Genomic DNA, 25,319 nt, shown 5'->3' with positions numbered 1-25,319 from the left:
TCGTCCTGCGGTGCGCAGTTCCTTTCGGTCCCGCTAAGGGGGCCGCGCGGCGCCGTCGATCGACGGCGCCGCCGGGCCCCTTTTCACGTACTGGTGGACCGGCTACCAGGTGAAGCCCTCCTGGATCGCCATGCACTCCTTGTCGTTGTCGCCGTTGAGCGGGCGGGCCGAGTCCGGAGCCTTGGTGGGGGCCGGCGGCGGCGGGGTCGGCGCGTTGCCCGTGCGCCAGTCCTTGCCGACGAACAGGACGATCCCGGAGACGTCCTCGGACTTCTCCACGGCACCGGCCGGCAGGCCGAGGGCGGTGGCCAGGGCCTGCGCGTCACCGGCCTGGTCCGGGCTCGAAAAGCGGACCACGGTGGTGTCCTCGCCCGCGGGCGTCGTGTCGGCCACGGCCTTGGTGAAGCCCTTGCCCACCAGCAGCGAGGCGACGTCGTTGGCCCGGTTCTTCACCCTGCCCTGGCCGCCGTCCTTGCCACCCGTGGCGTTGCGCACAGACACCGGGATCTTCGCCGGCGGCGCGGCCGGGTCGGCGGCCGGCTGGGACGGGGCCGCGGGGGAGCCGGAGGCGGCCGGCGCCGACGGGGAGGCGGCCGGGTCACCGGACCCCTTGCCGTCGAGCGCGATGTCCTCGCGGACCATCCGGAACAGGTCCTCGGCCTCACCCGGCTTGGGCTCGACCCGGCCCTCCTCGCGCGTGCTGTACACCCACGGCATGGTGGTCATGGTGATCCGCCCGGTGGGGACCTTCTTGAGCTCCACGCTGAGGTCGTACAGCTTGTCGATCTTGTTCAGACCGGGGTCGACGACCATCGCCTTGATGGCCGCCTGCGCCAGGCTGTTGAGCTTCATCGGGTTGCTGAGCTTGGCGTTCTTGCGGAACTCGCGGGCCATCGAGTTCATGTACATGTGCTGGGCGTGGGTGCGACCGAGGTCGGTGCCGTCCTCGAAGCCGTAGCGGGTGCGCAGCCACTGCAGGGCCTGCTCGCCCTGGATGACGTTCTCGCCCTTGGTCAGCTTCAGGCCGGAGCCCTTGCCGTCCTTGGTACGGGAGTGGACGTTCTGCTGGACGCAGACCGGGACGCCGCCGATGGCGTCCGCCATCGTCACCACGCCCTTGAAGTCGATCATCATGAAGTGGTCGATGGGGATGCGCGTCAGCTCCTGCCAAGCGGCGACCGTGCAGCCCGGTCCGCCCCGGCTGAGGGACTCGTTGGTCTGTACGAGGCCCTTGCTGGCCTGGTGGACCTTGCCCCCCGGCTCGGTGCACTTGGGCATCATCAGCATCGTGTCGCGCGGCATCGACACCACCGACATGTTGCTGCGGTCCGCGGACAGGTGCAGCAGCATCTGCACGTCCGCGAGGGGCGGGCCGTCGAAGGTGTCCGTGGCCCCGCCGAGGGCCTGGTTCGCCGCGTCGTCACGGGCGTCGGAGCCGATGAGGAGGATGTTCAGAGGGGTCTGCCCGAAGGCGTTGGGCTTGGAGCCGCCCAGCTTGTTCTCGCCGAGGTTCAGGACGTCCGTCTTGATGCTGCCGTTGAGGTGACGGTAGTAGAGGTAGCCGCCCGCCGCGGTCGCGAGTATGAGGAACGACAGCACGGAGGACACCCAGCGCAGCACGCGCCGTCTGCCCCGCCGCGTCAGCTGCCCGCCGCCCGGGCCGGAGCCCGAGTCCGAGCCGCTCCGTGGTCGGGGGACCGCGCCGGGCGCGCCCGACCCGCCGTCGGATATGTCACCGGCGGCCTGGGCGGGCGCCCCCTCCCCCCGCACGCTGCTGTGCCTCACGCGTCCCCCCTCAAGATCACTTCATGTCGTGGTGTGCCGGTCCCCCCGGCAAGGTCGGTCAACGGCCGGTTGCCCGGCCGCCCTTGCGTGTTCGGCCCCGCTCGGCCCTGCTCGGCCTCACATGGCCTGCTCGGCCTACTTGGCGCAGATCGCCTTGTCGGCCTCGACCCGCTGGATGTCCTCCGGCGCCTTCTGTGGCACCGTCAGCGAGACCCCGGGCCCCTTGAAGTCCGCGCCGAGCGTCAACTTCATCGGGGTCTTGGAGGCGGCGTCCGCCGTGCCCATCTTCAATGCCGTGGCCGGCAGGCCCATCATGTCCGCCAACGCCCGGGCTTGGTCCGCCTGGTTGGGCGCGTACTCCAGCTGGGTCGTGGCGACCTTGGCGGGGGCGTTGCCGCGATTGCTGGCCTTGGCCACGCCCTTGCTGTTCTGCAGCCAGTTCAGGGTGGTGGAGGCGGAGCCCGCAGGGCCGCCGCCGTTGTAGACGTCCACCCGTACGTCGCCGGCCGGTGCGCGGTTGCCCTGGAGCAGAGCGTCCTGCTTGCCCTTCGCCTCCGCGTCGGCCGCGTCCTTCGCGGCCTGCTCCTTCTGCTCGACCTCCGTGAGCGAGACGTCCCCCCGGATCATCTGCAACAACGGGTCGGCCTGCGCGTGGTTGACGATGACGGTCGCCCTCTTGTTCGGCGGCTCGTTCGGGTTGTCGAGCACCGGGAGCGTGGTGAAGGTGATGTTCTTGAGGTTCATGTCCTTCAACTCGCCAGCCAAATTGGTGAGTTTATCGATGGACCCTATCCCCGAGTCCACGCTCAGCGACTTGGTGGCCGCCTCCGCCAGGGAGAAGAACTTCTTCGGACTGGTCAGCGTTTCCTTCGACTTCATCTCGCGCATCATCGAACCCAGGAACTGCTGCTGCGTCTTGATCCGGTCGAGGTCGCTCTTGTCGCCGAAGGCGTGCCGGGTGCGGACGAAGGCCAGGGCGTCCTCGCCCTGCAGCCGGTGCTCCCCGGCGTCCAGCTTCAGCTTGGAGTCCTCGTCGTCGACTGCCTTCGCCACGCAGACGGGCACCCCGCCCACCGCCGTACTCAGGATCTTCACCGCGTTGAAGTCGACCATCATGAAGTGGTCGACGGTGATCCCGGTGAGTTCCTTGACCGTGCGCATCGTGCAGCCCGGGTCGCGGCCCTCCTGCCCGAGGCTTGTGTTGAACCGCGTCCCCTTCTCGCCGGGGACGGTCTTGGTGGAACCGTTGGGCTGCTTCGTCGGGCAGGCCGGGATGTTCGTGATCAGGTCACGCGGGATGGACAGCGCGGTGGCGTTGCTGCGGTCCTTGGACACGTGGAACAGGATCGTGGTGTCGGCGTGCCCGACGCTCTCCGCGTCCCCGTAGCCCTCGTTGCCGGCGCCGCTGCGCTTGTCGGTTCCGATGACCAGGATGTTGATGGGCTGGTCCTTCTTGAAGCCGCCCGTGCCCGCGTCGCCGACGTCGGTGACCTTGAGGTTGCCGTTCAGGTGGTCGTAGTAGAGGTACCCGCCCACCGCACCGCCGACCAGCAGGAAGGCGAGGGTGCCACCGGCGATGACCAGGACCTTCTTGCGTCGACCGCCGCCACCGCCGCCCTTGCGGGGACGCCCGCCGCGCCGCCCGGGGGGAGCTTCGCCGCGCCGCGGTCCCGGTACGGCCGGGGAGGGCGAGGGGGTCTTCGGGGTCTTGGGGGCTGCCGGCGCTCCGGAACGGCCCGAAGAGGGTCTGCGGGGTACGGCGACGGAGGGCTGCTGCTGCGCAGCGGAGCGGTCCAGTCGCAGTTCGTAGTTGCCGGTGCGGGGATTGAGCACCCACTGGTCTGCGGGGTCGATCTCGTCTGCCCGCCCACGGCTTTGCGCATCCACGGTTGCTCGAATCCTCCGTCGGTGCCTCGCGACGCGCCTCCCCCAAGACGCCCGGTCAACGATCCGGCTGCTGGTGCACGGCCTCTTTGCTGGCCGGGGCACCGGATCGCTCACCTTATCCGCCCAGGTCAAGTGCAAACCATGAGGGTGACAAATTCCACTCCCCTCATAACGGGCCAAACTCCACAACCCCTTCGGTTCGAGCACCGCCTTTTGGGATTGCTTTACCGGCAGTCGGTCATCCCCGCAGTGGTTCCCGTGAAGGTGGGGACGGGGGACGGGCTGGAGTCGGTTCCCCGCGACGGGGAGGGCGTGCCGCCGTCGGCGGCGCGGGCGGTGGCCGCGGGCTGTTCGGTTTCGGCCTTCGGCGGGGTCACGGTCAACGGCGCGTCCGCCCGCAGCCGCGCGAACAGTTGGTCCGCCGCCGGCTGTACCAGCTCGTCCCGGTTCGGGTCAGCGGAGTACGGGCGACGGGGCACCGTGAGGAACTTGACCTGATCGGTCGGTATGTCCCTGATGCCGCGTACCAGTTCGTACAGGTCGCGCAGCGAGGCCAGCCCCGGGTCCGTGGTCACCGAGGAGGTCGCCGCGTCCAGCAGCGGGTACAGCCGGCCCGGGTTCAGCAGTACCCCGGTGCTCTGCACCTTCTTGACCAGCGAGCCGAGGAACTGTTGTTGGCGCTCCATCCGTTCGGTGTCGCTGCCGTTGCCCAGGCTGTAGCGGGCGCGGACGAAGCCGAGGGCCTGCTCGCCGCGCAGGGTCTGCCGGCCGGCCGGGAGCTTCAGCTTGGCCTCGGCGTCGTTCATCGGCTGCTTGAGGCAGACCTCCACCCCGCCGATCACGTCGACCATCTTCTTGAACCCGCCGAAGTCGACCACCATGTGGTGGTCTATCCGTATTCCGGTGAACTTCTCCACCGTACGGATCGTGCAGGCGGCCCCGCCCCACTGGAACGCCCAGTTGAACTGCGCCAACCGCTCGGCGGTGCGGCTCCCGTCCGCGCTCAGGCAGCTCGGGATCCCGGTCATCAGGTCCCGGGGGATCGAGACCGCGGTCACGCTCCGACGGTCCGCGGGCAGGTGCAGCAGGATCGCGGTGTCCGAGCGCTGGGTGCCCTGGTCATGCCCGTACCGGGCGTTCTCCTTGCCGGAGCGTGAGTCCGAGCCGATCAGCAGGATGTTCTGTGAGCCGCTCACCAGATGTGTCGGACGCTCCCGCTCGTAGCGCCGTAGCTCGGCCGCCGCAGAGGTGTCCTCGGTGATGTTCGCGTCGAGCTTGCGGTAGAGCCACCAGCCGGTGGCGGCCCCGGCCAGTACCAGCAGGGCCAGCCCCAGCCCGATCCAGCGCAGCAGGCGGCGCCGGCGGCGCGGAGGCTTCGAGGAGCCTCCGGCCGCTTTGGCACCGCCCGGTATGCCTGCGCTCTCCGTCACTCGCGTTCCGTCCCCTCACCGCATCGACGCTGTGTTGGTGACCTGTGCGAGCCGTACGCGTGGAGGTACGACCTCTGCCGATCGTGCCCCGGCGCCCCGGGTGCGGCCCGGGGGCAGGGCCCTGTCTAGGGCCGTGCGGGTGACAAATCGCCCCGTGTTCCGGTTGGGCGGAGTGGGTGACGGTCAGGAGGCGGTACGGGTGACCCGCTCGCTCTCGATCCGCTGCGCCAGGGCCTGCGCCGACAGCCGGTCCAGGTTCCGGCACAGCACCACGGACCCGCCCGCCGCCAGCGCGGCGAACAGCCCTGCCGACAATCCCTCCCAACCGTCGTAGCCGAGCCCGGACAGCAGGCGTGACCCCGGGCCGAGGCCGAGCTTCACCGCGTCCTCGCGGGCACGCTCGACGATCTGTGCGTACGAGAGCTCCTCGCCCCCGACCACCAGCCCCGGGCCGTCCGCGTCCACAGGGGCGAAGGGGGCGAACCGGTCACCCTGCCCCGGCACCTCCACCGCGTAGTCCGCGAACCCGGCGGGAGGCTGCGGGAACCGCCCGCCCAGCGGTCGCAGCGCGAGCGCGACCCGCTCGCCGGAGCAGGCCGAGGCCTCCTCCAGGGTGTCGGGCCCGCTGACCACCAGATCGGCGTCGGCCGGATCCCCGCCCACCTCGGCGACGACCCCGACCGAGGCGCAGGCGAGCAGCCACACCGCGCTCTGCCAGTGCGCGGGGAGCATCAGCGCGAGGCGGTCACCGGGCTCGGCGCCCAGATCTCCCTGGAGCAGATTGGCGGTTTTGGCCACCCAATTGGCGAAGGTGGCCACGGACAATTCGACGCGCTCGCCCGTGGCGTCGTCGTAGAAGGTGACGAGAGGGCGGCCCGGATCGGCGGCGAGCGCGGATCGCAGCAGGTCGGCAGGGGTGCGGTCAGTGGCGTTCACCCGCCCCAGCCTACGCGGGGCCCTAGCCCGTACGGCGGCCCTCGGCTCCCCCGTACGGGCGAGGGGACGCGCCGCCGAAATCGGACGGGCCGTCAGTTCTCCGATGGCGCTCCGTGGCGAGTGTGCCCAGCATCGCTTCCATGCGTGGATTCCTTGCTTCCTCGATCGGTGTCGCGACGGCAGCCGCCCTGGCCCTGCCGCTCGCGCTTTCCACTCCGGCCCTGGCCGCTCCTTCCCCGGGTGCGGTCCCCTCCGTGGCCCCGGCCGGGTCCACGGCGTCCGCCCCCGTGGCCCCCGCCGGGTCCACCCAGTCACTGCCACTCGTCCCGTTGGGACCTTCGGCGGACCGGTCCTCCGGCGTCCCCGGCATGAGCGCTTCGCCGCGACTGCCCGAAACCCGGGGGTTGGACGCGCACGAGGTCAAGAGGTTCTCGCTGGTCGGCGTCGTCTGGGACGACGCGAGCACGCAACTGTTCGGCCGCGTCCAGGTCCGCACCCGCTCGGTGCGGACCGCGACCTGGTCCGACTGGCAGGACGTCGAGACCCACAACGGCGAACACGCCCCCGACCTCGGTGCGCAGGAACGCGGCTCCGGCCGGGTCCGCGGCAGCACCGCCCCACTCTGGGTGGGTGACTCCGACGGCGTGGAGGTCCGCGTCCAGGCGGAAGCCGGCGCCGGCGCCGACCGCGCGGCGGCCCGCCTCCCGTCGGGCATGCGGATCGAGCTCGTCGATCCGGGCGGGACGGACCCGGTCACGGTGGTCGACGCCAAGAACGGCGCGTCCGGCTCCGACGACGAGCCGGGCGACGACAAGGGCGACCTGACGCTGCCGGGCATGACGATGGAGATGGCGGAGTCCTCCTCCGCCAACGTGCCGCTGGCCGCGCTCGGCGCGAAGGAGATCCGCGCGCTCAACAAGGCGGACTCCACCGCTGACGCGGTCCTCGCCGGCGAGGGCTCCCTCAGCGCGGCGGCCCGCCCGTACATCGGCCCGCGGCCGCGGATCGTCACGCGGCTGGGCTGGGGCGCGGACGAGTCCCTGCGCGAGCCGGGCTTCGTCTACACCAGCACGGTCAAGGCGGCCTTCGTCCACCACAGCGCCTCCGGCAACAACTACGCCTGCAAGGACACCCCGGCGGTCCTGCGCAGCATGTACCGCTACCACGTGGTCAGCAGCGGCTGGCGCGACCTCGGCTACAACTTCGCCGTCGACAAGTGCGGCACGGTGTACGAGGGCCGGGCGGGTGGCGTTGCCAAGGCGGTGCAAGGCGCGCACACCATGGGGTTCAACACGGACAGCATGGGCATCGCGGTGATCGGCTCGTACACGACCACCGCTCCCCCTGCGGCGGCGGTAAAGGCGGTGGCGCAGCTCACGGCCTGGAAGCTGGGTCTGTTCGACAGGGACCCGCGGGCGACGACGACGCTGAAGTCGGGCGGCGCCAACCTGTTCGCGAAGGGGACGAACGTGAAGCTGCACGTGATCTCGGGCCACCGGGACGGCTTCGCAACGGAGTGCCCGGGCAAGCTGCTCTACGGCCAGCTCCCGCCGACCCGCGTCTCCTCGGCGAAGCTCCAGGGCCGTCCGTAGCGAACGCTCGGGCACCGCGGCGCGGCCACCGGGAACGGGCGTGGGGGCAGGACGGGCGAGGCGGGCGGGGTGAGGCGGGGCGGGGCGAGGCGGCGCGGTACGGGGCTGAGCACCGTAGGGCTACGCTCGATGGCATGGCCGGCCGCTTCGATCCCCTCACCCCCACCGCCGTCCGCGGCGGCCGAACCGCCGTACCCCCGGGCAGCGGACTCCCGGCCGGGGCGGGGGCCAGGGCCCGGGAATGGGTGCCCGCGGGGCCCGTGGACCTCGGGCTCACGCTCGGGCCGCTGCGACGCGGTCCCGCCGACCCCACCTTCCGCACCACTGCCGACGGCTCCGTCTGGAAGGCCAGCCGGACCCCCGAGGGCCCGGCCACCCTCCGCGTGGCGCTCCGGCAGCACACCGTGCACGCCGAGGCCTGGGGCCCCGGCGCCGCGTGGCTGCTCGACGGGCTCCCCGCGCTCCTCGGCTCCGGCGACGACCCCGCCGCCTTCGTCCCCCGGCACCGCCTCCTGCACGACAGCCACCGCCGCCGCCCCGGGCTGCGCCTGACCCGTACCGGTCTGGTCCTGGAGTCCTTGATCCCGACGGTCCTGGAACAGAAGGTCACCAGCGACGAGGCGTACCGCGCCTGGCGCCGTCTGGTGCGCCAGTACGGGGAGCCGGCGCCCGGCCCGCAGGACCTGTACGTCATGCCGGACGCCCGGACCTGGGCGCTGATCCCGTCCTGGGACTGGCACAGGGCCGGGGTGGACGCGAAGCGCTCCGCCGCTATCGTCCGGTCCGCCCGCGTGGCGAACCGCCTGGAGGAGGCCGCCGCCATGGAGCTCCCGCAGGCCGTCGCCCGGCTGGAGACCGTCCCCGGCATCGGCCCCTGGACCTCCGCCGAGACCCTCCAGCGCAGCAACGGCGCCGCCGATGCCGTGACGACCGGCGACCTGCACCTGCCCGGCATCATCGGGTACGCCCTCGCGGGGAACCGGGACGCCGACGACGCCGACATGCTGGAGCTCCTCGCCCCGTACGCCGGCCAGCGCCACCGTGCGGCCCGCCTCGTCCTGTTGGCGGGCCGCACGCCGCCCCGCCGTACGCCGAAGATGCCGAAGACGGACATCGGCCGGCTCTGAACGGCGGGACCTCGATCCGGCGGCCCCCGCTAACCCGCTGGCGGCCCCCGCTAACCCGCTAACGGACCTCGATGAAGTCCTCCGGCGACCGGGCGGGCCGCTCCGGCGGAGCCGAGGCCGGGTGTCCCACCGCCACCGCCCCCATCGGGTCCCAGTCCTCCGGCAGGCCGAGGACCTTGCGCACCACGTCACGGCAGAACATCGTCGAGGACACCCACGCCGAGCCCAGTCGCTCCCCGGCCAGCGCGACCAGGAAGTTCTGCACGCCCGCGCCCGTCGCGACCACGAACATCTCCCGCTCCGCGGCGTCGCGCCGTGCGTGCCCGTAGTCGTGCGCACCGGCGGTCACCATGCACGGCACCACCAGGTACGGTGCGCGGCGCAGGACGTCCCCGCGCCGCACCCGCTTGGCGATGGACTCCTCGGACTTGCCGTCCCGCCGCAGGTCCCGGATCCACGCGTCCCGCATCGCGTCCAGCAGTTCCCGCCGCGCCGACTCGGACTCCAGCAGGACGAACCGCCACGGCGTCGTGTGGTGCGGCGCCGGGGCCGTCACCGCGGCCGCCACCGCCCGCCGGACCGCGCCCGGGTCCACCGGCTCCGCCGTGAAGGCGCGCACGGTACGGCGCTGGGTCACGGCTTCCCGTACCGCCTCCGAGGTGCCCAGCCGGAACATGTCGTCGGCCGGCGACCGTACGAGCTGCGCCGCCGTGGAACCCTCGCCGAGCACGTGCGCCAGCCCGCGCACGACCGCCACCGGCAGCCCGGCGGCTTTGCCCTTGACCAAGTCCCCGGCCGCGGCGAGCTCGTCCGCCGTCGCCACTATCGTCGCGTTCAGCGGATTGCCGTGGGCGTCGACGCCGCCGCGCAGGTCGTCCAGGACCCGCACGCCGGCCGAGCCGATCGCCACGTCCGTCAGGCCCGTGCGCCACGGCCGCCCGAACGTGTCGGTCACGACGACGCCGACGTCCACGGACAGGAGCTCGCGCAGACCGGCGCGGATCGCGGCGGCCGAGCCGTCCGGGTCCTCGGGCAGCAGGAGCACCGTGCCGGGTTCGGTGTTCGAAGCATCGACGCCGGCCGCCGCCATGACCAGTCCCTGCCGGTTCTCGACGATCCGCAGCGGGCCCCGGCGCGCGACCACCCGTACGGTCTCGGCGTCTATCGCGTCCTCGCGGGAGTCGGCGCGGACGATCCGGCCCTCCGCCTTGGAGACGACCTTCGAGGTGACCAGCAGGACGTCCCCGTCGCGCAGGTCGTGCCCGGCGGCTGCGATCAGCCTCGCCAAGTCGTCGCCGGGGCGTACCTCCGGGATTCCGGCGACGGCGCGCACCTCGTACGAGGGAACGGTCACCGGGAGGCCTCCGCCAGCTCCAGCGCGGCGCGGGCCATGTCGGCGGTTGCGGCCAGGTCGGTCATCATCAGGGGCACCGCACGGCAGGCGATGCCGGCGGCCTCCACCTCGGCGACCGCGTCCGCGTCGGCGGTGTCCACGAGCCAGCCGTCGAGCAGTTCGCTCCCGTAGTGCCGGGCGACGGCCGAGGCGGTCGCCTCGACGCCGACGGCGGCCAGCACCTTGTCGGCCATCCCGCGGACGGGTGCGCCGCCCACGATGGGGGAGAGGCCCACGACGGGCGCCCCGGCGGCGGCCACCGCCTCGCGGATGCCGGGCACGGCGAGGATGGTGCCGACGGAGACGACCGGGTTGGACGGCGGGAAGACGATCACGTCGGCTGCGGCGATGGCCTCCAGCACGCCGGGAGCCGGCTTGGCCTGTTCGGCGCCCACGGGGACGACGGCCTCGGCGGCCACCGAGGCGCGCAGCCGGACCCAGTACTCCTGGAAGTGGATGACGCGACGTTCTCCCGTTTCCGCGTCGATGACGGCGACGTGGGTCTCGACGCGGTCGTCGGACATGGGCAGCAGCCGAACGCCGGGCTGCCAGCGGTCGCAGAGCGCCTCGGTGACGGCGCTGAGCGGGTAGCCCGAGCCGAGCATCTGCGTACGCACGATGTGGGTGGCGAAGTCCCGGTCGCCGAGGCCGAACCAGGTGGGGCCGACCCCGTACGCCGCGAGCTCTTCCTTGACCGTGAAGGACTCGTCGGTGCGGCCCCAGCCCTGGTCCTCGTTGATGCCACCCCCGAGGGTGTACATCACGGTGTCGAGATCGGGGCACACCTTCAGCCCGAACAGGTGAATGTCGTCACCGGTATTGCCGATGACCGTGATGTCCGCGTCGGGAACCGCCGACGTGAGTCCGCGGAGGAAACGGGCGCCGCCGATGCCGCCGGCCAGAACAACAATGCGCATGCGCCGCAGTCTGTCAGGCCCGCGCGGGGCGGATGCGGTCCGGTCCGGTGTGGTCCGGTGCGGTGCGGTGCGGTCCGGTCAGACGGAGAGGGCTTCGGGGCGGGCCGGAGAGCAGTTGTGCATGGGCATTTCGGTCAGGCCCGGGAAGTAGACGTGCAGGCTGACCGCTCCGTCGAGGGTGTCGTTGACGACCTCGTGGGCGTAGCCGGGGCCGAAGACGCGCTGGGAGCCGGCGCCGAGGGCGAGGGGCCCGCGCGGGCTGTGCTCGGTGAGCTCGCCGTCGAGGACGGTCAGGACGCCGGAGGAGGCGCCGTGGTCGTGCAGGCCGCTGCCCTGGCCGGGGACCCAGCTGAGCAGCCAGACCTCGTAGCCAGGGCCGGTGCGCAGCCGGTGGTACCAGCGGGTGGTGGCGTCGTAGCGGACCAGGTGTTCCCACTCGGAGCGGTTCTGGGCGATCGAGCGGGCGAGTCCGACGAACTCGGCGACGGTGGCCGGGTGTTCACGGGCGGGCTGGAGGAGGTGCTGGACGGAGAGGATGTCGCCGGCGATCTGGAGGTCGCTCTCGACGGTGAGGGGGGTGCTGTTCATCGGGGGTTCCTCGACGGATGTCAGTCGTGCTGGCGGTCGCTGTGGGGTGGCCGGAGCTCAGGGGAGCCGAAGCTCCGAAGGCATCAACAGCTGCAACAGCAACAGCGAACCTGGGCAGCCCGCAGGAACCCACGAATGGGGGTCCGGGTGGCGGCTTCGGTCACTGACATGGGGACAAGGAGACCGGGTTCGCGCCCGGACTGTCAACTCAATGCCCGGTTTGTCGCAAAAGTTTCATCTGATCTGGTTGCTCTGGACGGAGAAAGGTTTGTGCAGTAGGGGCCCGGGCAGGTGCCGCTGCACATCACGCTGCGAGCCCATCCAAACCCGACACGCCATCTCGTGACCAGAATGTGATCTGCGCCGCTTCTTTGGCTTGATCGCAACCACGCCACAGGGCGACGCGTCGATTGCGGGTGAACACGGGCGCAGTGGGACACCCGCGGCATGTGTCACGATTTTTGGCGATATGAACACTTTCTGCATAGGCTTGGTTCCGCAGAGTGAATAAGGGGCCCAATAGCAGATCTCGGCTTGACTGCGCTGGAGCCCCCCACTTGTAATTTCACTCGTGTCGTTACGTAGCGATGAGTGACGACACGACCACGGGGACGCACAGACAGAGCGAGGGGCGCACATGACCGAGCTGTTTCAGGAACTGCTGGTCGAGGAGGCGGACGAAGAGCTCGGATGGCAGGAGCGCGCTCTGTGCGCCCAGACCGACCCCGAGTCCTTCTTTCCCGAGAAGGGCGGCTCCACCCGCGAGGCCAAGAAGGTCTGCCTCGCCTGCGAAGTCCGCTCCGAATGCCTTGAGTACGCCCTCGCGAACGACGAGCGGTTCGGCATCTGGGGCGGCCTGTCCGAGCGCGAGCGGCGCCGGCTGAAAAAGGCCGCCGTCTGAAACGACCGGAGCGCCCCCGATCGGCGCCCCCGTCACAACGCGTGACATATCGAACGGCATGACCCGCCGTACGTACGACAGAGCAATAGCAGAGCAAACGGTCCGCCTCCTGCACCTTCCCCGCAGGAGGCGGACCGCTGTGTTCCCAGCCGTTAGTGTGGCGCTGTCCAGCAGCCTCCGGGAGCACACCACCCCCGGACCCACCTCCCCCAGCTCACGCTGGGACGTGCCCCCACCGGACCGCGTCCGGGGGGACCCCCAGGCCGGAGGGCCAGTAGAGCGATGTCCCTGCACAGCCAGTCGACGGCCTCCTACCAGGCTGCCGCCACACCCGAGTTCCCCCGGCACGTCGTCACCGCGGTCCTCGTCGCCCACGACGGCGCCCGCTGGCTGCCCAAGACGCTCGCCGGCCTCCTCGGCCAGGAACGCCCCGCCCAGAGCCTCGTCGCCGCCGACACCGGCAGCGCCGACGAGTCCGCGCGCCTGCTCGGCGACGCCCTCGGCGAGGACCGCGTCCTCCACCTCGCCCGCCGCACCGGATTCGGCGCCGCCGTCGACGAAGCCGCCCGCAGCGCAGGCACGCTCACCCCCGAGGACCTCCCGTACCTCAAGCGCCCCAGTGGCTGGGACCCCGTCAGCCGCACCTGGCGCGACGACTCCTACGACCTCCCCGAACTCCCCCACGGCGAGCCCGTCCAATGGCTCTGGCTGCTCCACGACGACTGCGCCCCCGAGCCCGACGCCCTCACCGAACTGCTGCGCGTCGCCGAGGAGAACCCCGACGCCGCCGTCATCGGCCCCAAGTTGCGCGGCTGGTACGACAAGAAGCAACTCCTCGAAGCCGGCGTCACCATCGCCCGCAGCGGACGGCGCTGGACCGGCCTCGACCGCCGCGAACAGGACCAGGGCCAGCACGACCAGGTCCGCCCCGTGCTCTCCGTCTCCACCGCCGGCATGCTCGTGCGCCGCGACGTGTACGACGCGCTCGGCGGCTTCGACCGCCGCCTGCCCCTCATGCGCGACGACGTCGACCTCTGCTGGCGCGCCCAGAGCGCCGGCCACACCGTCCTCGTCGCCCCCGACGCCGTCCTACGGCACGCCGAAGCCTCCGCCCGCGAGCGCCGCACCGTCGACTGCGCCGGACGTACGAGCGCGAGCCCGCACCGCGTGGACAAGGCCGGCGCCGTCTACACGGTGCTCGTCAACAGCTCCGGCCGCGCCCTGCCGTACGTCCTGCTGCGGCTCCTCGTCGGCACCGTACTGCGCACCCTCGCCTACCTCGTCGGCAAGGCCCCCGGCCAAGCCGTCGACGAGATCACCGGCCTCCTCGCCACCCTGCTGCGCCCCGGCCGCATCCTGGGCGCCCGCCGCAGACGGGGCCGCCCCGCCGTCCCCGCCAAGGAACTACGCCCGCTGTTCCCGCCGCCCGGCGCCAGCCTGCGGGCCAACGTGGAACAGCTCGCCGGGTACTTCGGCGGCGACCGCGACACCGACACGACCGCCGTCGGACGGCACGGCGGAGCCGTCGAATCCGGCCCCGGCGGCGACGACGCCGACTACCTCGAAATCGAACAGTTCGCGCGCCTCAAGCGGATCGCCCGCAACCCCGCGCCCGTCCTCTTCGCCCTCCTCCTGCTCGTCTCCGTCGTCGCCTGCCGCTCCCTGCTCGGCGGCGGCTCCCTGATGGGCGGCGCCCTCCTGCCCGCCCCCGACAGCGGGCTCGCGCTCTGGCGCAGCTACACCGACGACTGGCAGCCCGTCGCCGCCGGCTCCACCGCGGGCGCGCCCCCCTACCTCGCCGTCCTCGGAGCCTTCGCCACCCTGCTGTTCGGCTCCACCCACGCCACCCTGACCCTGCTGCTCGTCTGCTCGGTCCCGCTCGCCGGACTCACCGCCTACTTCGCCTCCCGGCCGCTCGTCGCCTCCCGGCTGCTGCGCGCCTGGGCGGCCGTCGCCTACGCCTTCCTGCCCCCCGTCACCGGAGCCCTCGCCGGCGGTCGCCTCGGCACCGCCGTCCTCGCGATCCTGCTCCCCCTGATCGTCCGCTCGGCCGTCGCCGCGTTCGGATTCGGCGGTACGGAAGGCGACCGGGGCAGCAGGCGCTCGGTGTGGACGTACATCCTCCTGCTGACCCTGGCCACCGCCTTCACCCCCGCCGTGTGGCCCCTGGCCGCCGTCCTCGGAACCGCCGCACTCGTACTGCGCCGCGCCGAGTGGAAGGCGTACGGGCTCCGGCTGCTCGCCACCCTCGTCGTCCCGCTCCTCGTGCTCGCCCCCTGGTCGCTGAGCCTGCTCACCCACCCCGGCCGGCTCCTGGACGAGGCCGGCCTGCCGTTCGGGTCCGGCTCGGCCACCGCCGTGGACCTGCTCGGCCTCAGCCCCGGCGGCCCCCGGACCGCCGGCGGCCTGCTGCTCGTCGGTATCGTCCTGGCCGCGCTGGCCGCCCTGCTGCGCGCCGAGCGGAAGTTCGCCATCCGCACCGCCTGGGCCGTCGCCCTGGTCGCGCTGCTCCTCGCGGTCCTCGTCAACCGCACCGGCTGGGCCGGCCCGGCCACCCTCGTCTACGGACTGGCCCTGCTGGCCGCCGCCGTCCTCGGGGCCGACGGCGCCAAGGAGCGGGTGGCCGCCAGCAGCTTCGGCTGGCGCCAGCCGCTGGCCGCGCTGATCGCCCTCGCCGCTGCCGCGGGCCCGCTGCTCGGCGCGGCCGGCTGGATGTTCAGCGGCGCCGACGGCCCGCTGGAGCGGCGCGACCCGGTCCAGGTTCCCGCCTTCGTCGCCGAAGAGAGCGGCACCCGCGACCAGGCCCGCACCCTCGTCCTCGGCGGCACCTCGCCGGCCACCGTCCCCTACACCCTGGTGCGCGGCTCCGGCGGCCGACTCGGTGACGCCGAAATCGCCGCCGCGGCCGGCAGCAGCCCCCAGCTCGACAAGGTGGTCTCCAGCCTCGTCGCCGGCTCGGGCGCCGACCAGACCGACCAGCTCAGCGGCTTCGCCATCCGCTACATCCTGGTCCGCGACGGGGCCCCGCAGCAGATGCGCAAGGTCCTCGACGCCACCCCGGGCCTGAGCCGGCTCAGCCAGCTCGACGGCAGCGCACTGTGGCGGGTGGACCGGCAGGTCGCCCGCGCCGCGATCGTCTCCGGCAAACCGGGCGAGGCCCCCATCCCGGTCGCCTCCGGCCCCGTCGAGGTCCACACCAAGATCCCGGCGGGCGAGGCGGGCCGCGTGCTGCGCATCGCGGACCGCGCCGTCCCCGGCTGGAAGGCCACGCTGGACGGCAAGCCGCTCAAGCCCAAGACCGTCGACGGTTGGGCGCAGGCCTTCGAACTGCCCGCCGCCGGTGGCCGCCTCGACCTGGTCCACGAGGACGCGCTGACCCGGACCGCCTGGCACTGGGCCCAGGGCCTGCTCGCCCTGGTGCTGCTGGTCATGGCCCTGCCGGGCCGCCGGGCGAGCCTCGACGACGACCTGCCGGAGGAGGAGGCCGAGAGCGCCGACCGGTCCGCCGCCGGCGAGGCCGGCGAGGCCGGCGAGGGCCGTCGGGCCCGCCGGCTGCGCGCGGAGGCGGAGTCCGCTGCCGCCGCGGCCGGCGCCCAGGATTCCGCGGGCGCCGTCGCCGATCCGTACGCGCAGATCCCGGCGCAGCCGGTGTACGGGGAGGAGACGTACGCGTACCAGGCGTACGACGAGCAGGGCTACGGCTACGAGCAGCAGTCCGAGCAGCCTCAGCAGCCCGCGCAGCCGTACGTGCCCGCCCCCGGCCAGGCCCCGGAGTACGAGCAGTACCCGTACCCGCAGCAGGGCTACGACCCCCAGCAGGCGTACCCGCAGCAGCCGCCCCAGCAGCCGTACCCCTACCCGCAGTACGAGCAGCCGTACGACACCTACGGACAGCACGACCCGCGTCCGGACGGGAGCCCCCAGCAGTGAAGCAGCGCGCACCCCTCACGCTGGCGGCGGTGGCCGCGGCCCTGGCGGCCGTCACCGGCGTCGCCTACCTGACCGCCCCCGCCGCCCCGGCCGCCGACCCCAAGACGGCGGTCGCGGCCCGGATGCCGGTGGAGCGGTCCGCGCTCGTGTGCCCGGCGCCCAGTTCCTCGGACATCGCGGAGACCACCTACACGGCGATCACCCCGGGCGGGGCCGGCGCCGGCGGCAAGGGCACGGCCCGCCTCCTCGGCGCGACCAAGGAGGCCAAGCCGGTACTGGAGCTCAAGGAGCGCGGCAAGCCGGCCGGTGCCGCCGCCTCCGGCGCCGGAGCGCCCGCGCTGACGGGCGTCGCCGACGGCATCCTGGCCCCCGGCTGGACCGCGCAGCAGACCACGAAGGTGTCGGTCGGCCGGTCCCGCGGCGTCCTCGGCGTCGGCTGCACGGCACCCGGCACCGACTTCTGGTTCCCCGGGGCGAGCACCGCCAAGGGGCGCGAGGACTACGTCCACCTGACCAACCCGGACGACTCCGCGGCCGTGATCGACATCAAGATGTTCGGACCGGACGGAGCGGTCAAGTCCGAGGGCGGGACCGGCGAGAACATCCGGATAGACCCCAAGTCCACCAAGGCGATCTCGCTGTCCTCCCTCGCGCCCGGCGCGCAACTCGCGGACATCACCGCCCATGTGACGACCCGTGCGGGCCGGGTCGGCGCCTCGGTGCAGGTCGGCGAGGAGGGGGTGGGGGCCGACTGGCTGCCGGCCTCCACCGACCCGGCGGGTTCGCTGGTGCTGCCCGGCATCCCGGCGGACGCCACCTCCGTACGCCTCGTCGTCTTCGCGCCGGGCGAGGAGGACGCGGTCCTGGGCATCCGGCTGGCCGGTTCGAACGGTTCGATCAGCCCGGCGGGCAACGAGGAGCTGCATGTCAAGGCCGGCATGACGGCGAGCGCGGACCTCAAGGACGTGACCCGCGGCGAGGCGGGCTCGCTGCTGCTGGCCCCGGCGAAGGGCAAGAAGGCCGTGCCCGTGGTGGCGGCCGTCCGCGTCGTGCGCGGCAGCGCCCCCAAGCAGGAGCTGGGCTTCATCCCCGCGACCGGGCCGGTGGGCTCGCGCGCCACGGTGGCCGACGACCGGGCCGACGAGAACGCGACGGTGCTCTCGCTGACGGTGGCGGGCGGTACGGACGCGAAGGTGAAGGTGACGGCTTCGCCGGGCACGGAGGCCGGGGAGCCGGCCTCGAAGGAGGTCACGGTCAAGGCGGGCACGACGCAGACGGTGTCGCTGGCTCCGGCGGGCGCCAAGGGCGCCTACGCGCTGACGGTCGAGACCCTCTCGGGCGGCCCCGTCCACGCGTCGCGCACCCTGACCCTGCCGCACGAGGGCATCCCGATGTTCACCGTCCAGCCGCTGTCGGACGACCACGCGATGGTCTCGGTGCCCCGGGCCACCCAGGACCTCTCGGTCCTGACCGACTGACCGTCCGCCCCACTGACCGCCCGACCGGAGCACGCAGCACGGCGTACGGCCGGGCCGGATCAGTCCTGGCCGTACCGCGGGTCCACCGTCTCCGGCGACAGCCCGAGCAGTTCCGCGACCTGCTCCACCACGATCTCGTGCACGAGCAGCGCCCGCTCGTCCCGGCCCTTCGTACGGATCTCCACCGGCCGCCGGAACACCGCGATGCGCGCCGGCCGCCCCGGCCCCGCCGCCTCCGACAGCGCCCCGAGCGGCACCGCCTCGTCGTTCCAGCCGGTGTCCGGACCGCCCGGCGGCCCCGGGACGTCGGCGACCAGGAACTCCACCTCCGCCAGCTGGGGCCAGCGCCGCTCCAACCGCTCGACCGAGTCCCGTACGAGGTCCCCGAACAGCTCCGCCCGGCTCGCCGACAACGGCACCTGCGGCGGGGCCAGCGGGCCCCGCATCCCCCGTCCGTGCCGGTCGCGACGGCGGGGGCGCGGCTCGGCGGGGGGTTCGGCAGGGTGGGGCGGGCTGGGGGGCAGAGGGCTGTCCGTCACCCCCGCAGAGTAGCCCGCACGGGCCCTCCCACCCGGGCCTTTCCGGACCCGCCGCGCCCCGCCGGAAGCACGACACGGGGAGTGGCCTGCGGGAGAGTCGTCGCGGCCCGGTCAAGAGTGCGGTACCGTCCAACGTCGTGAGCCTTGTACGTCGCTGTTCTCGCACCGCGTGCGGCCGCCCTGCCGTCGCGACACTGACGTACGTCTACGCCGATTCGACCGCAGTCCTCGGCCCGCTCGCCACCTACGCGGAACCCCACTGCTACGACCTGTGCGCCGAGCACTCCGAGCGCCTGACCGCCCCGCGCGGCTGGGACGTCGTGCGCCTGACCGACGGCTCCGCGCCGTCCCGTCCGAGCGGCGACGACCTCGAAGCCCTGGCCAACGCGGTACGCGAAGCAGCCCGACCGCACGACCGCGCGGCCGGGGCCGGCGGAACGGGTCCGGGTGGCGGCAGCACCGGGGAGACCCGTCGAGGACACCTGCGCGTCCTGCGTTCGCCCGATTCCTGACCTTCACATGGCCTGAAGGGTCGCTGTGCGTGCAGGGTAGGTTTGCTCCACCGCACAGGACCGCAGGAGGGGCAGGCAGTGGCCGCAGATCTTTCGAACATCGTCAAGGCGTACGACGTACGTGGTGTCGTACCGGACGAGTGGGACGAGTCGCTGGCCGAGCTGTTCGGTGCCGCTTTCGTGGAAGTCACCGGCGCCACGGCCATCGTCGTCGGCCACGACATGCGGCCCTCCTCGCCCGGCCTGTCGGGCGCCTTCGCGCGCGGTGCCGCCGCCCGCGGCGTGGACGTCACCCTCATCGGGCTGTGCTCCACCGACCAGCTGTACTACGCCTCCGGCACGCTGGACCTGCCCGGCGCCATGTTCACCGCCTCGCACAACCCGGCCAAGTACAACGGCATCAAACTCTGCCGGGCCGGCGCCGCCCCGGTGGGCCAGGACACCGGCCTGTCGACGATCCGCGAGCTCGTCGAGAAGTGGTCCGAGGAGGGCGCCCCGGCCGTCGACGCCGCCGTCGTCCCGGGCACGATCACCGAGCAGGACACCCTCACCGGATACGCCGAGCACCTCAAGTCCCTCGTCGACCTCAGCGCCATCCGCCCGCTCAAGGTGGTCGTGGACGCGGGCAACGGCATGGGCGGCCACACCGTCCCCACCGTCTTCGAGGGCCTGCCCCTCACCTACGTCCCGATGTACTTCGAACTGGACGGCACCTTCCCCAACCACGAGGCCAACCCCCTCGACCCGAAGAACATCGTCGACCTCCAGGCCCGCGTGAAGGCCGAGGGCGCCGACCTCGGCCTCGCCTTCGACGGCGACGCCGACCGCTGCTTCGTCGTCGACGAGCGAGGCGAGGGCGTCTCCCCGTCCGCCGTCACCGCGCTGGTCGCCGCCCGCGAACTGGCCCGCAACGGCGGCACCGGCACCGTGATACACAACCTGATCACCTCCTGGTCCGTCCCCGAGGTCGTCCGCGAGCACGGCGGCACCCCGGTCCGCACCCGCGTCGGCCACTCCTTCATCAAGGAGGAGATGGCCAGGTCCGGCGCCATCTTCGGCGGCGAGCACTCCGCGCACTACTACTTCAAGGACTTCTGGAACGCGGACACCGGCATGCTCGCCGCGCTCCACGTCCTGGCGGCCCTCGGCGGCCAGGACGGCACCCTCTCCGACCTGGTGGCCTCCTACGACCGCTACACCGGCTCCGGCGAGATCAACTCCACCGTCGCCGACCAGGCCGACCGCCTCGCCGCCGTCAAGGCCGCGTACGGCTCGGCGGAGGGCATCACCCTCGACGAGCTGGACGGCCTGACCGCCACGTCCACCGACTGGTGGTTCAACCTGCGCGCCTCCAACACGGAGCCACTGCTGCGTCTCAACGTCGAAGCCCGCGACCCCGCGACCCTCGTCAAGGTCCGCGACGAGGTCCTCGCACTCGTCCGCGCCTGAGCACCGCGTCACGGCCGGGCCGCGCGATGTGCGGCCCGGCGGTACGCTGACCTCGCCCAATCCGCATGTTCGAAGGGAAGCGTCCCATGCCGCTCGAAGCCGGCCTTCTGGAGATCCTCGCCTGCCCCGCCTGCCACTCGCCCCTTGAGGACAAGTCGGCCGACGAGACGGCACCCGAGCTGATCTGCACCGGCCGGGACTGCGGCCTCGCCTACCCGGTCCGCGACGGCATCCCGGTCCTCCTCGTGGACGAGGCCCGCCGCCCCGCCTGAGCGCCGCCCGCGCCCATGGCCCGCGCGGAACACGCCGCACGGGCCGCACGGGGCGCCCGTCGCAGTGCCGGGCGCCCGAGCAGCACCGAGTTCGCCCGCCCTTCTGAACCAGCCGGAGGCCGCCATGCTCGACGAGTCGCTCCTCGACGCACCGGATGAGCTCGCCCGCTCCGACCGCCGCGGCCTGCTCCGCGGCGCCGCCGAGGCCGGAGCCAGAGTCCGCACCGCAGCCCGGCACGCGAGCGAGGCGGGCCTCGTCGACCTGCGCCCCGACGGCCGGCCCCGCGCCGTCCTCATCGCCGGACCCGGCACGGCCGCGACCGGCGTGGCCGACCTGCTCGGCGCCCTCGCCGGGGCCTCCGCACCCGTCACCCGCTTGCACCCCACCGGTGTCGCGCACGCCGCCGGCGCCCTGCGCTGGGCGTTGCCCGGCTGGGCAGGCTCCGTCGACCTGCTGCTCATCGCCACCACCGACGGCACCGAGCCCGGCCTCGCCGTCCTCGCCGAGCAGGCCTACCGGCGCGGCTGCACCGTCGTCGCCGTCGCACCCGAGCGCTCGCCGCTGAGCGAGGCCGTGGACGGCGCGCACGGTCTGCTCGTACCAATGGCCAAGGCCCCCTACCAGGAGTACGACGAGTCCGCCGCGGCCGGCCCCGGCGCCCTGTGGGCCCTGCTGACCCCGCTGCTCCTGCTCCTCGACAAGGTCGGGCTGATCACCGCCGCCCCCGAGACCCTCCAGCGCGTCGCCGACCGGCTCGACCGCACCGCCGAGCGCTGCGGACCGGCCATCGCCACGTACTCGAACCCGGCCAAGACCCTCGCCGCCGAGCTCGCCGACACCCTCCCGCTCATCTGGAGCGAGGGCACCGGCGCCGGGCCGGCCGGCCGCCGCTTCGCCGCCACGCTCGCCGAACTCGCCGGCCGCCCCGCACTGGCCGCCGACCTCCCCGAGGCGCTGCCCGCCCACGGGTTCCTGCTCGCCGGCTCCTTCGCCGCAGGCGCCGATCCCGAAGACTTCTTCCGTGACCGGGTGGAGGAGCCCCAGGCCCTCCGCGCCCGCATCGTCCTGCTGCGCGACCGGCCCACGGGCGGCCTCACCGCCGCCCCCGCCGCGCGCGAGCTCGCCCTCAGCCACGACACGGCCGTCAGCGAGCTCGAACCCGAGGAGGGCAGCGAGCTGGAACAGCTCGCCGAACTGCTCGCCGTCACGGATTTCGCCACCGCCTACCTGGCGTTGGCGACCAGGGGACACGGCTGAGCACGCCACCGTGCCGGCCCTTCATCCAGGAAGACGGACGAAGATGGACCGCCTGACGAACACGATCCGCCCCTACGCCTGGGGATCTACCACCGCGATCCCCAGGCTCCTCGGCGTCGAACCCACCGGGGAGCCCCAGGCGGAGATGTGGATGGGCGCGCACCCCGGCGCCCCGTCCCGCCTCGACCGCGGCGCGGGCGAGACCACCCTCGCGGACGTGATCGCCGCCGACCCCGAGCGCGAGCTCGGTGCGGCCACCGTCGCCAAGTTCGGCTCCAGGCTGCCCTTCCTCCTCAAGATCCTCGCGGCCGGTGCGCCGCTCTCCCTCCAGGTCCACCCCGACCTGGAGCAGGCCAGGGCGGGCTACGCCGACGAGGAGCGCCGCGGGGTCCCGATCGACGCGGCCCACCGCAACTACAAGGACCCCAACCACAAGCCCGAGATGATCTGCGCGTTGACCCCCTTCGACGGGCTGTGCGGTTTCCGCCCGCCGGCGGAGGCCGCCGCCCTGCTCGCGGGCCTCGAAGTGGACTCCCTCAAGCCGTACGTGGACCTGCTCAGGGCCCAACCGCAGGAAGCGGCCCTGCGTGAGATGCTCACCGCCGTACTGACCGCGGACCGCGCCGAGATGGCCCGTACGGTGGCCGAGGCCGCGGCAGCCGCCGAACGCATCGGCGGCCCGTACGCGCCGTACGCCTCGCTCGTGCACCACTTCCCGGGCGACCCGGGCGTGATCGCCGCCATGCTCCTCAACCACGTCCGACTCCAGCCCGGCGAGGCCATGTTCCTCGGCGCCGGCGTCCCGCACGCCTACCTCGACGGCCTCGGCGTCGAACTGCTGGCCAACTCGGACAATGTGCTGCGCGCCGGACTCACCCCCAAACACGTTGACGTACCCGAACTCCTGAAGATCGTGAAGCTCGAAGCCGGCGACCCGGCCGTGCAACGCCCCGAGGGCAACGGCGAAGAGGTCTACGAGAGCCCCATCGACGAGTTCCGGCTCTCCCGCTTCGCGCTCGCCCCGGGCGCCGCCCCCCGCGTCCTCCCGGACGCCACTCCGCAGATCCTGCTGTGCACCGCGGGCCGCCCGACGGCCGGCGACATGATGCTGGCTCCGGGGGATTCGGTCTTCGTCCCCGCCGGCGAAACGGTCGAATTGTCCGGTACCGGTACCGTCTTCCGCGCCACCGTCATCGTCTGACGCGGCGTCCCTGCCACGGCTGCCACCATGTACGGTCGTAGCGCGGCGCCCCGGGGAGGGCCGTCGTACCGAGGAAGGGACTCCAGAAACCCATGAGCGCGTCGGGCGGTACCAGGGCGATCGTGGCGGCACTCGCCGCCAACCTCGCCATTGCCGCGGCCAAATTCGTGGCCTTCGTCTTCAGTGGCTCCTCGTCAATGCTCGCGGAGAGCGTCCACTCGCTGGCGGACTCCGGGAACCAGGGGCTCCTGCTGCTCGGCGGGAAGAAGGCCCAGCGCGAGGCGACGCCCCAACACCCCTTCGGGTACGGGCGCGAACGCTACATCTACGCCTTCCTCGTCTCCATCGTGCTGTTCACGGTCGGTGGCATGTTCGCCATCTACGAGGGCATCGACAAGATTCAGCACCCGCACCCCATCGAGGCCTGGTACTGGCCCGTGGGCGTCCTCGTCTTCGCGATCGTCGCGGAGGGCTTCTCCTTCCGCACGGCGATCAAGGAGTCGAACGAGATCCGCGGCTCGCTCACGTGGAGCGAGTTCATCAAGCGCGCGAAGGCCCCCGAACTGCCGGTGGTCCTGCTGGAGGACTTCGGCGCCCTCGTCGGTCTGGTCCTCGCCCTCGGCGGCGTCGGCCTCGCGCTGGCGACCGGCAACGGCGTCTGGGACGGCATCGGCACCCTCTGCATCGGTGTCCTGCTCATCCTCATCGCGATCGTGCTGGCGGCCGAGACCAAGTCCCTGCTGCTCGGTGAGGCCGCGGGCGTCGAGGACGTCGAGAAGATCAAGGCGGCGCTCGTCGACGGCGACGTCGTCACCCGGGTGATCCACATGCGCACCCTCCACCTCGGCCCGGAGGAGCTCCTGGTCGCCGCCAAGATCGCCGTCCAGCACGACGACACGGCCTCCGAGGTGGCCGACGCGATCAACGCCGCCGAGGCCCGGATCCGCGAGGCGGTCCCGATCGCCCGCGTGATCTACCTGGAGCCCGATGTCTTTTCGGAATCCGCGGCGCAGGGTGGGACGAACCGCTAGCGCTGTCGGCGCTGCTACCGCGCCAGCCGGCGCACCACCAGCGCCCAGACCCCCAGCACGCCACCGACCAGGAACGCGACGATCCCGAGGAGCCCCGTCGCACCGGCCGCCAGGTAGCCCACGGGCGTCGCGACGGCCCTGCCCCGCACCGCCGAGACCGGCAGGGACCCGTCGTGGTCGGAGATCCGCAGGTGCGAGTCGAGCGAATTGCTTCGGTTGTCGCCCATCACGAACATCCGCCCCTCGGGCACGGTCACGTCGAAGGGTGCCGTCGCCGGTAGGTTCCGGTCCTTCAGGTACGGCTCGACGAGCGGCTCGCCGTTGAGGAGCAGGGTGGGATCGCCGACCTTGTACGAGATCCGGTCGCCGCCGAGGGCCACCACCCGCTTCAGGACGTCTCCCTCCTTCACCCAGGTCGGAGCCGAGATGAGGGCGACGTCCCCGCGCCGGATGTCCTTCCCCGTGCCGAGCGCGAAGTAGGCCGTGTCACCGCGCCGGTACGTCGGGTCCATGGACATGCTCGGAATGGAGCGGGAGGCGTACCCGTCCCCGAACAGGACGGCCGTGACCCCCGTCGCCCCCAGCGCCAGCACCCCGCCGGTCACCAGCAGCACCAGCGCCCAGATTCCGAGTCTCCGCCCCGGCACCCGCTCCATGGTCCGTCCCCTCTCGACGTGCGCACGTGCGTACGTGCGCGCGCATCGTACGGCGCGGCCTGCCGAGGGTGGGTCACGGGTCCGGACGACCCGAACCGGGGCCGCCGGACCGCCCCTTACGCGAGATGGCTCCTTCCCCCACCCACTGGGGAACGCCCCGCCGATCGGTGTAGATTCGTCATCAGTGTCAGGCGTCGCTGCTGATGGCGGTCGGGCGGTCCTCGCGACCGGCCGAGGGGAGAGAGGGCCCCCGACGGACTGAGTGCTCGGTGCACCGCCCCCACGGGCGATGCGCGGCTCAGCCGTACCCACCCCTCTCGAACCATGAGGAGCAGCACCCATGGACTTCAAGGTCGCCGACCTTTCCCTCGCCGCCTTCGGCCGCAAGGAGATCACCCTGGCCGAGCACGAGATGCCCGGCCTGATGTCGATCCGCA

The 25,319-nt window shown here is 72.6% G+C and carries 21 protein-coding genes; 12 read left to right on the top strand and 9 right to left on the bottom strand.

From position 1 onward, the window contains the following. Nucleotides 1–102: 102 nt before the first annotated feature. The 4 genes from ABZZ20_RS35260 to ABZZ20_RS35245 form a co-directional block, all read right to left on the bottom strand. Nucleotides 103–1,785, bottom strand: a complete 1,683-nt coding sequence (locus ABZZ20_RS35260) for an LCP family protein (protein WP_356876838.1) — start codon at nt 1,783–1,785, stop codon at nt 103–105. Between the two features lie 135 nt (nt 1,786–1,920). Then, the gene (locus ABZZ20_RS35255) at nt 1,921–3,672 is read right to left on the bottom strand and encodes an LCP family protein (RefSeq protein ID WP_356876836.1); all 1,752 of its coding nucleotides are present in this window, start codon (nt 3,670–3,672) and stop codon (nt 1,921–1,923) included. 224 nt (nt 3,673–3,896) lie between these two features. After that, on the bottom strand, nt 3,897–5,102 hold the full coding sequence (locus ABZZ20_RS35250; RefSeq protein WP_356876834.1) for an LCP family protein: 1,206 nt from the start codon (nt 5,100–5,102) through the stop codon (nt 3,897–3,899). 183 nt (nt 5,103–5,285) lie between these two features. Continuing rightward, entirely contained in the window at nt 5,286–6,038 is a 753-nt protein-coding gene (locus ABZZ20_RS35245; protein WP_356876832.1) for a TIGR03089 family protein, read from the bottom strand. Nucleotides 6,039–6,178: 140 nt separating this feature from the next. Here ABZZ20_RS35245 and ABZZ20_RS35240 point away from each other — a divergent pair, with 140 nt between their 5' ends. Next, nucleotides 6,179–7,630 (top strand): peptidoglycan recognition protein, encoded by a 1,452-nt coding sequence (locus ABZZ20_RS35240; protein WP_356876830.1) that lies wholly within the window; start codon nt 6,179–6,181, stop codon nt 7,628–7,630. 134 nt (nt 7,631–7,764) lie between these two features. Next, on the top strand, nt 7,765–8,757 hold the full coding sequence (locus ABZZ20_RS35235; RefSeq protein ID WP_356876828.1) for a DNA-3-methyladenine glycosylase 2 family protein: 993 nt from the start codon (nt 7,765–7,767) through the stop codon (nt 8,755–8,757). A gap of 58 nt (nt 8,758–8,815) precedes the next feature. Here ABZZ20_RS35235 and ABZZ20_RS35230 read toward each other — a convergent pair whose 3' ends face one another. From ABZZ20_RS35230 to ABZZ20_RS35220, 3 genes are all read right to left on the bottom strand, one after another. After that, nucleotides 8,816–10,111: a coenzyme F420-0:L-glutamate ligase gene (locus ABZZ20_RS35230; protein ID WP_356876826.1), complete on the bottom strand. Its 1,296-nt coding sequence runs from the start codon at nt 10,109–10,111 to the stop codon at nt 8,816–8,818. Continuing rightward, a complete protein-coding gene (gene cofD, locus ABZZ20_RS35225) occupies nt 10,108–11,067 on the bottom strand; it encodes a 2-phospho-L-lactate transferase (RefSeq protein WP_356876824.1) in 960 nt (319 codons plus the stop codon). Before cofD ends, ABZZ20_RS35230 begins: the two co-directional genes overlap by 4 nt. 78 nt (nt 11,068–11,145) lie before the next feature. Next, entirely contained in the window at nt 11,146–11,655 is a 510-nt protein-coding gene (locus ABZZ20_RS35220) for a cysteine dioxygenase family protein (RefSeq protein WP_356876822.1), read from the bottom strand. Between the two features lie 637 nt (nt 11,656–12,292). On the opposite strand from ABZZ20_RS35220, the gene ABZZ20_RS35215 reads away from it, so the two are divergent. The 3 genes from ABZZ20_RS35215 (at nt 12,293) to ABZZ20_RS35205 (ending at nt 17,964) form a co-directional block, all read left to right on the top strand. Next, nucleotides 12,293–12,556: a WhiB family transcriptional regulator gene (locus ABZZ20_RS35215; protein WP_003983763.1), complete on the top strand. Its 264-nt coding sequence runs from the start codon at nt 12,293–12,295 to the stop codon at nt 12,554–12,556. A 282-nt stretch (nt 12,557–12,838) separates the two neighbouring features. Then, nucleotides 12,839–16,486, top strand: a complete 3,648-nt coding sequence (locus tag ABZZ20_RS35210; RefSeq protein WP_356876820.1) for a glycosyltransferase — start codon at nt 12,839–12,841, stop codon at nt 16,484–16,486. Beyond that, the gene (locus ABZZ20_RS35205) at nt 16,483–17,964 is read left to right on the top strand and encodes a DUF5719 family protein (protein ID WP_356876818.1); all 1,482 of its coding nucleotides are present in this window, start codon (nt 16,483–16,485) and stop codon (nt 17,962–17,964) included. Before ABZZ20_RS35210 ends, ABZZ20_RS35205 begins: the two co-directional genes overlap by 4 nt. Nucleotides 17,965–18,023: 59 nt before the next feature. On the opposite strand, the gene ABZZ20_RS35200 is transcribed toward ABZZ20_RS35205, so the two are convergent. Then, nucleotides 18,024–18,488, bottom strand: coding sequence for a metallopeptidase family protein (locus ABZZ20_RS35200; RefSeq protein WP_356876844.1), 465 nt, complete (start codon nt 18,486–18,488; stop codon nt 18,024–18,026). Between the two features lie 101 nt (nt 18,489–18,589). On the opposite strand from ABZZ20_RS35200, the gene ABZZ20_RS35195 reads away from it, so the two are divergent. From ABZZ20_RS35195 to ABZZ20_RS35170, 6 genes are all read left to right on the top strand, one after another. Next, nucleotides 18,590–19,015 carry a DUF3499 domain-containing protein gene (locus ABZZ20_RS35195; RefSeq protein ID WP_356876842.1) on the top strand — a complete coding sequence of 142 codons (426 nt, stop codon included), beginning with the start codon at nt 18,590–18,592 and terminating at the stop codon, nt 19,013–19,015. A gap of 78 nt (nt 19,016–19,093) precedes the next feature. Beyond that, nucleotides 19,094–20,464, top strand: coding sequence for a phosphomannomutase/phosphoglucomutase (locus ABZZ20_RS35190; RefSeq protein ID WP_356876816.1), 1,371 nt, complete (start codon nt 19,094–19,096; stop codon nt 20,462–20,464). Between the two features lie 86 nt (nt 20,465–20,550). Next, nucleotides 20,551–20,736 (top strand): Trm112 family protein, encoded by a 186-nt coding sequence (locus ABZZ20_RS35185; protein WP_054222355.1) that lies wholly within the window; start codon nt 20,551–20,553, stop codon nt 20,734–20,736. Between the two features lie 124 nt (nt 20,737–20,860). Further along, a complete protein-coding gene (locus ABZZ20_RS35180) occupies nt 20,861–21,994 on the top strand; it encodes an SIS domain-containing protein (protein ID WP_356876814.1) in 1,134 nt (377 codons plus the stop codon). A 43-nt stretch (nt 21,995–22,037) separates the two neighbouring features. Then, nucleotides 22,038–23,195 (top strand): mannose-6-phosphate isomerase, class I, encoded by a 1,158-nt coding sequence (gene manA, locus ABZZ20_RS35175; protein WP_356876812.1) that lies wholly within the window; start codon nt 22,038–22,040, stop codon nt 23,193–23,195. 92 nt (nt 23,196–23,287) lie between these two features. Beyond that, nucleotides 23,288–24,226, top strand: a complete 939-nt coding sequence (locus ABZZ20_RS35170) for a cation diffusion facilitator family transporter (protein ID WP_356876810.1) — start codon at nt 23,288–23,290, stop codon at nt 24,224–24,226. A gap of 14 nt (nt 24,227–24,240) precedes the next feature. On the opposite strand, the gene lepB is transcribed toward ABZZ20_RS35170, so the two are convergent. Continuing rightward, nucleotides 24,241–24,882: a signal peptidase I gene (gene lepB / locus ABZZ20_RS35165; protein ID WP_356876808.1), complete on the bottom strand. Its 642-nt coding sequence runs from the start codon at nt 24,880–24,882 to the stop codon at nt 24,241–24,243. Nucleotides 24,883–25,222: 340 nt separating this feature from the next. Here lepB and ABZZ20_RS35160 point away from each other — a divergent pair. Next, nucleotides 25,223–25,319 (top strand): adenosylhomocysteinase (locus ABZZ20_RS35160; protein ID WP_356876840.1); only part of this gene is annotated, 97 nt, incomplete at its 3' end.

This window comes from Streptomyces sp. NPDC006430, from assembly GCF_040612395.1.
In the GTDB taxonomy this organism is placed as follows: domain Bacteria; phylum Actinomycetota; class Actinomycetes; order Streptomycetales; family Streptomycetaceae; genus Streptomyces.
Note: the sequence above shows the minus strand (reverse complement) of the source record. Positions and strands in the feature narration are given on the sequence as shown.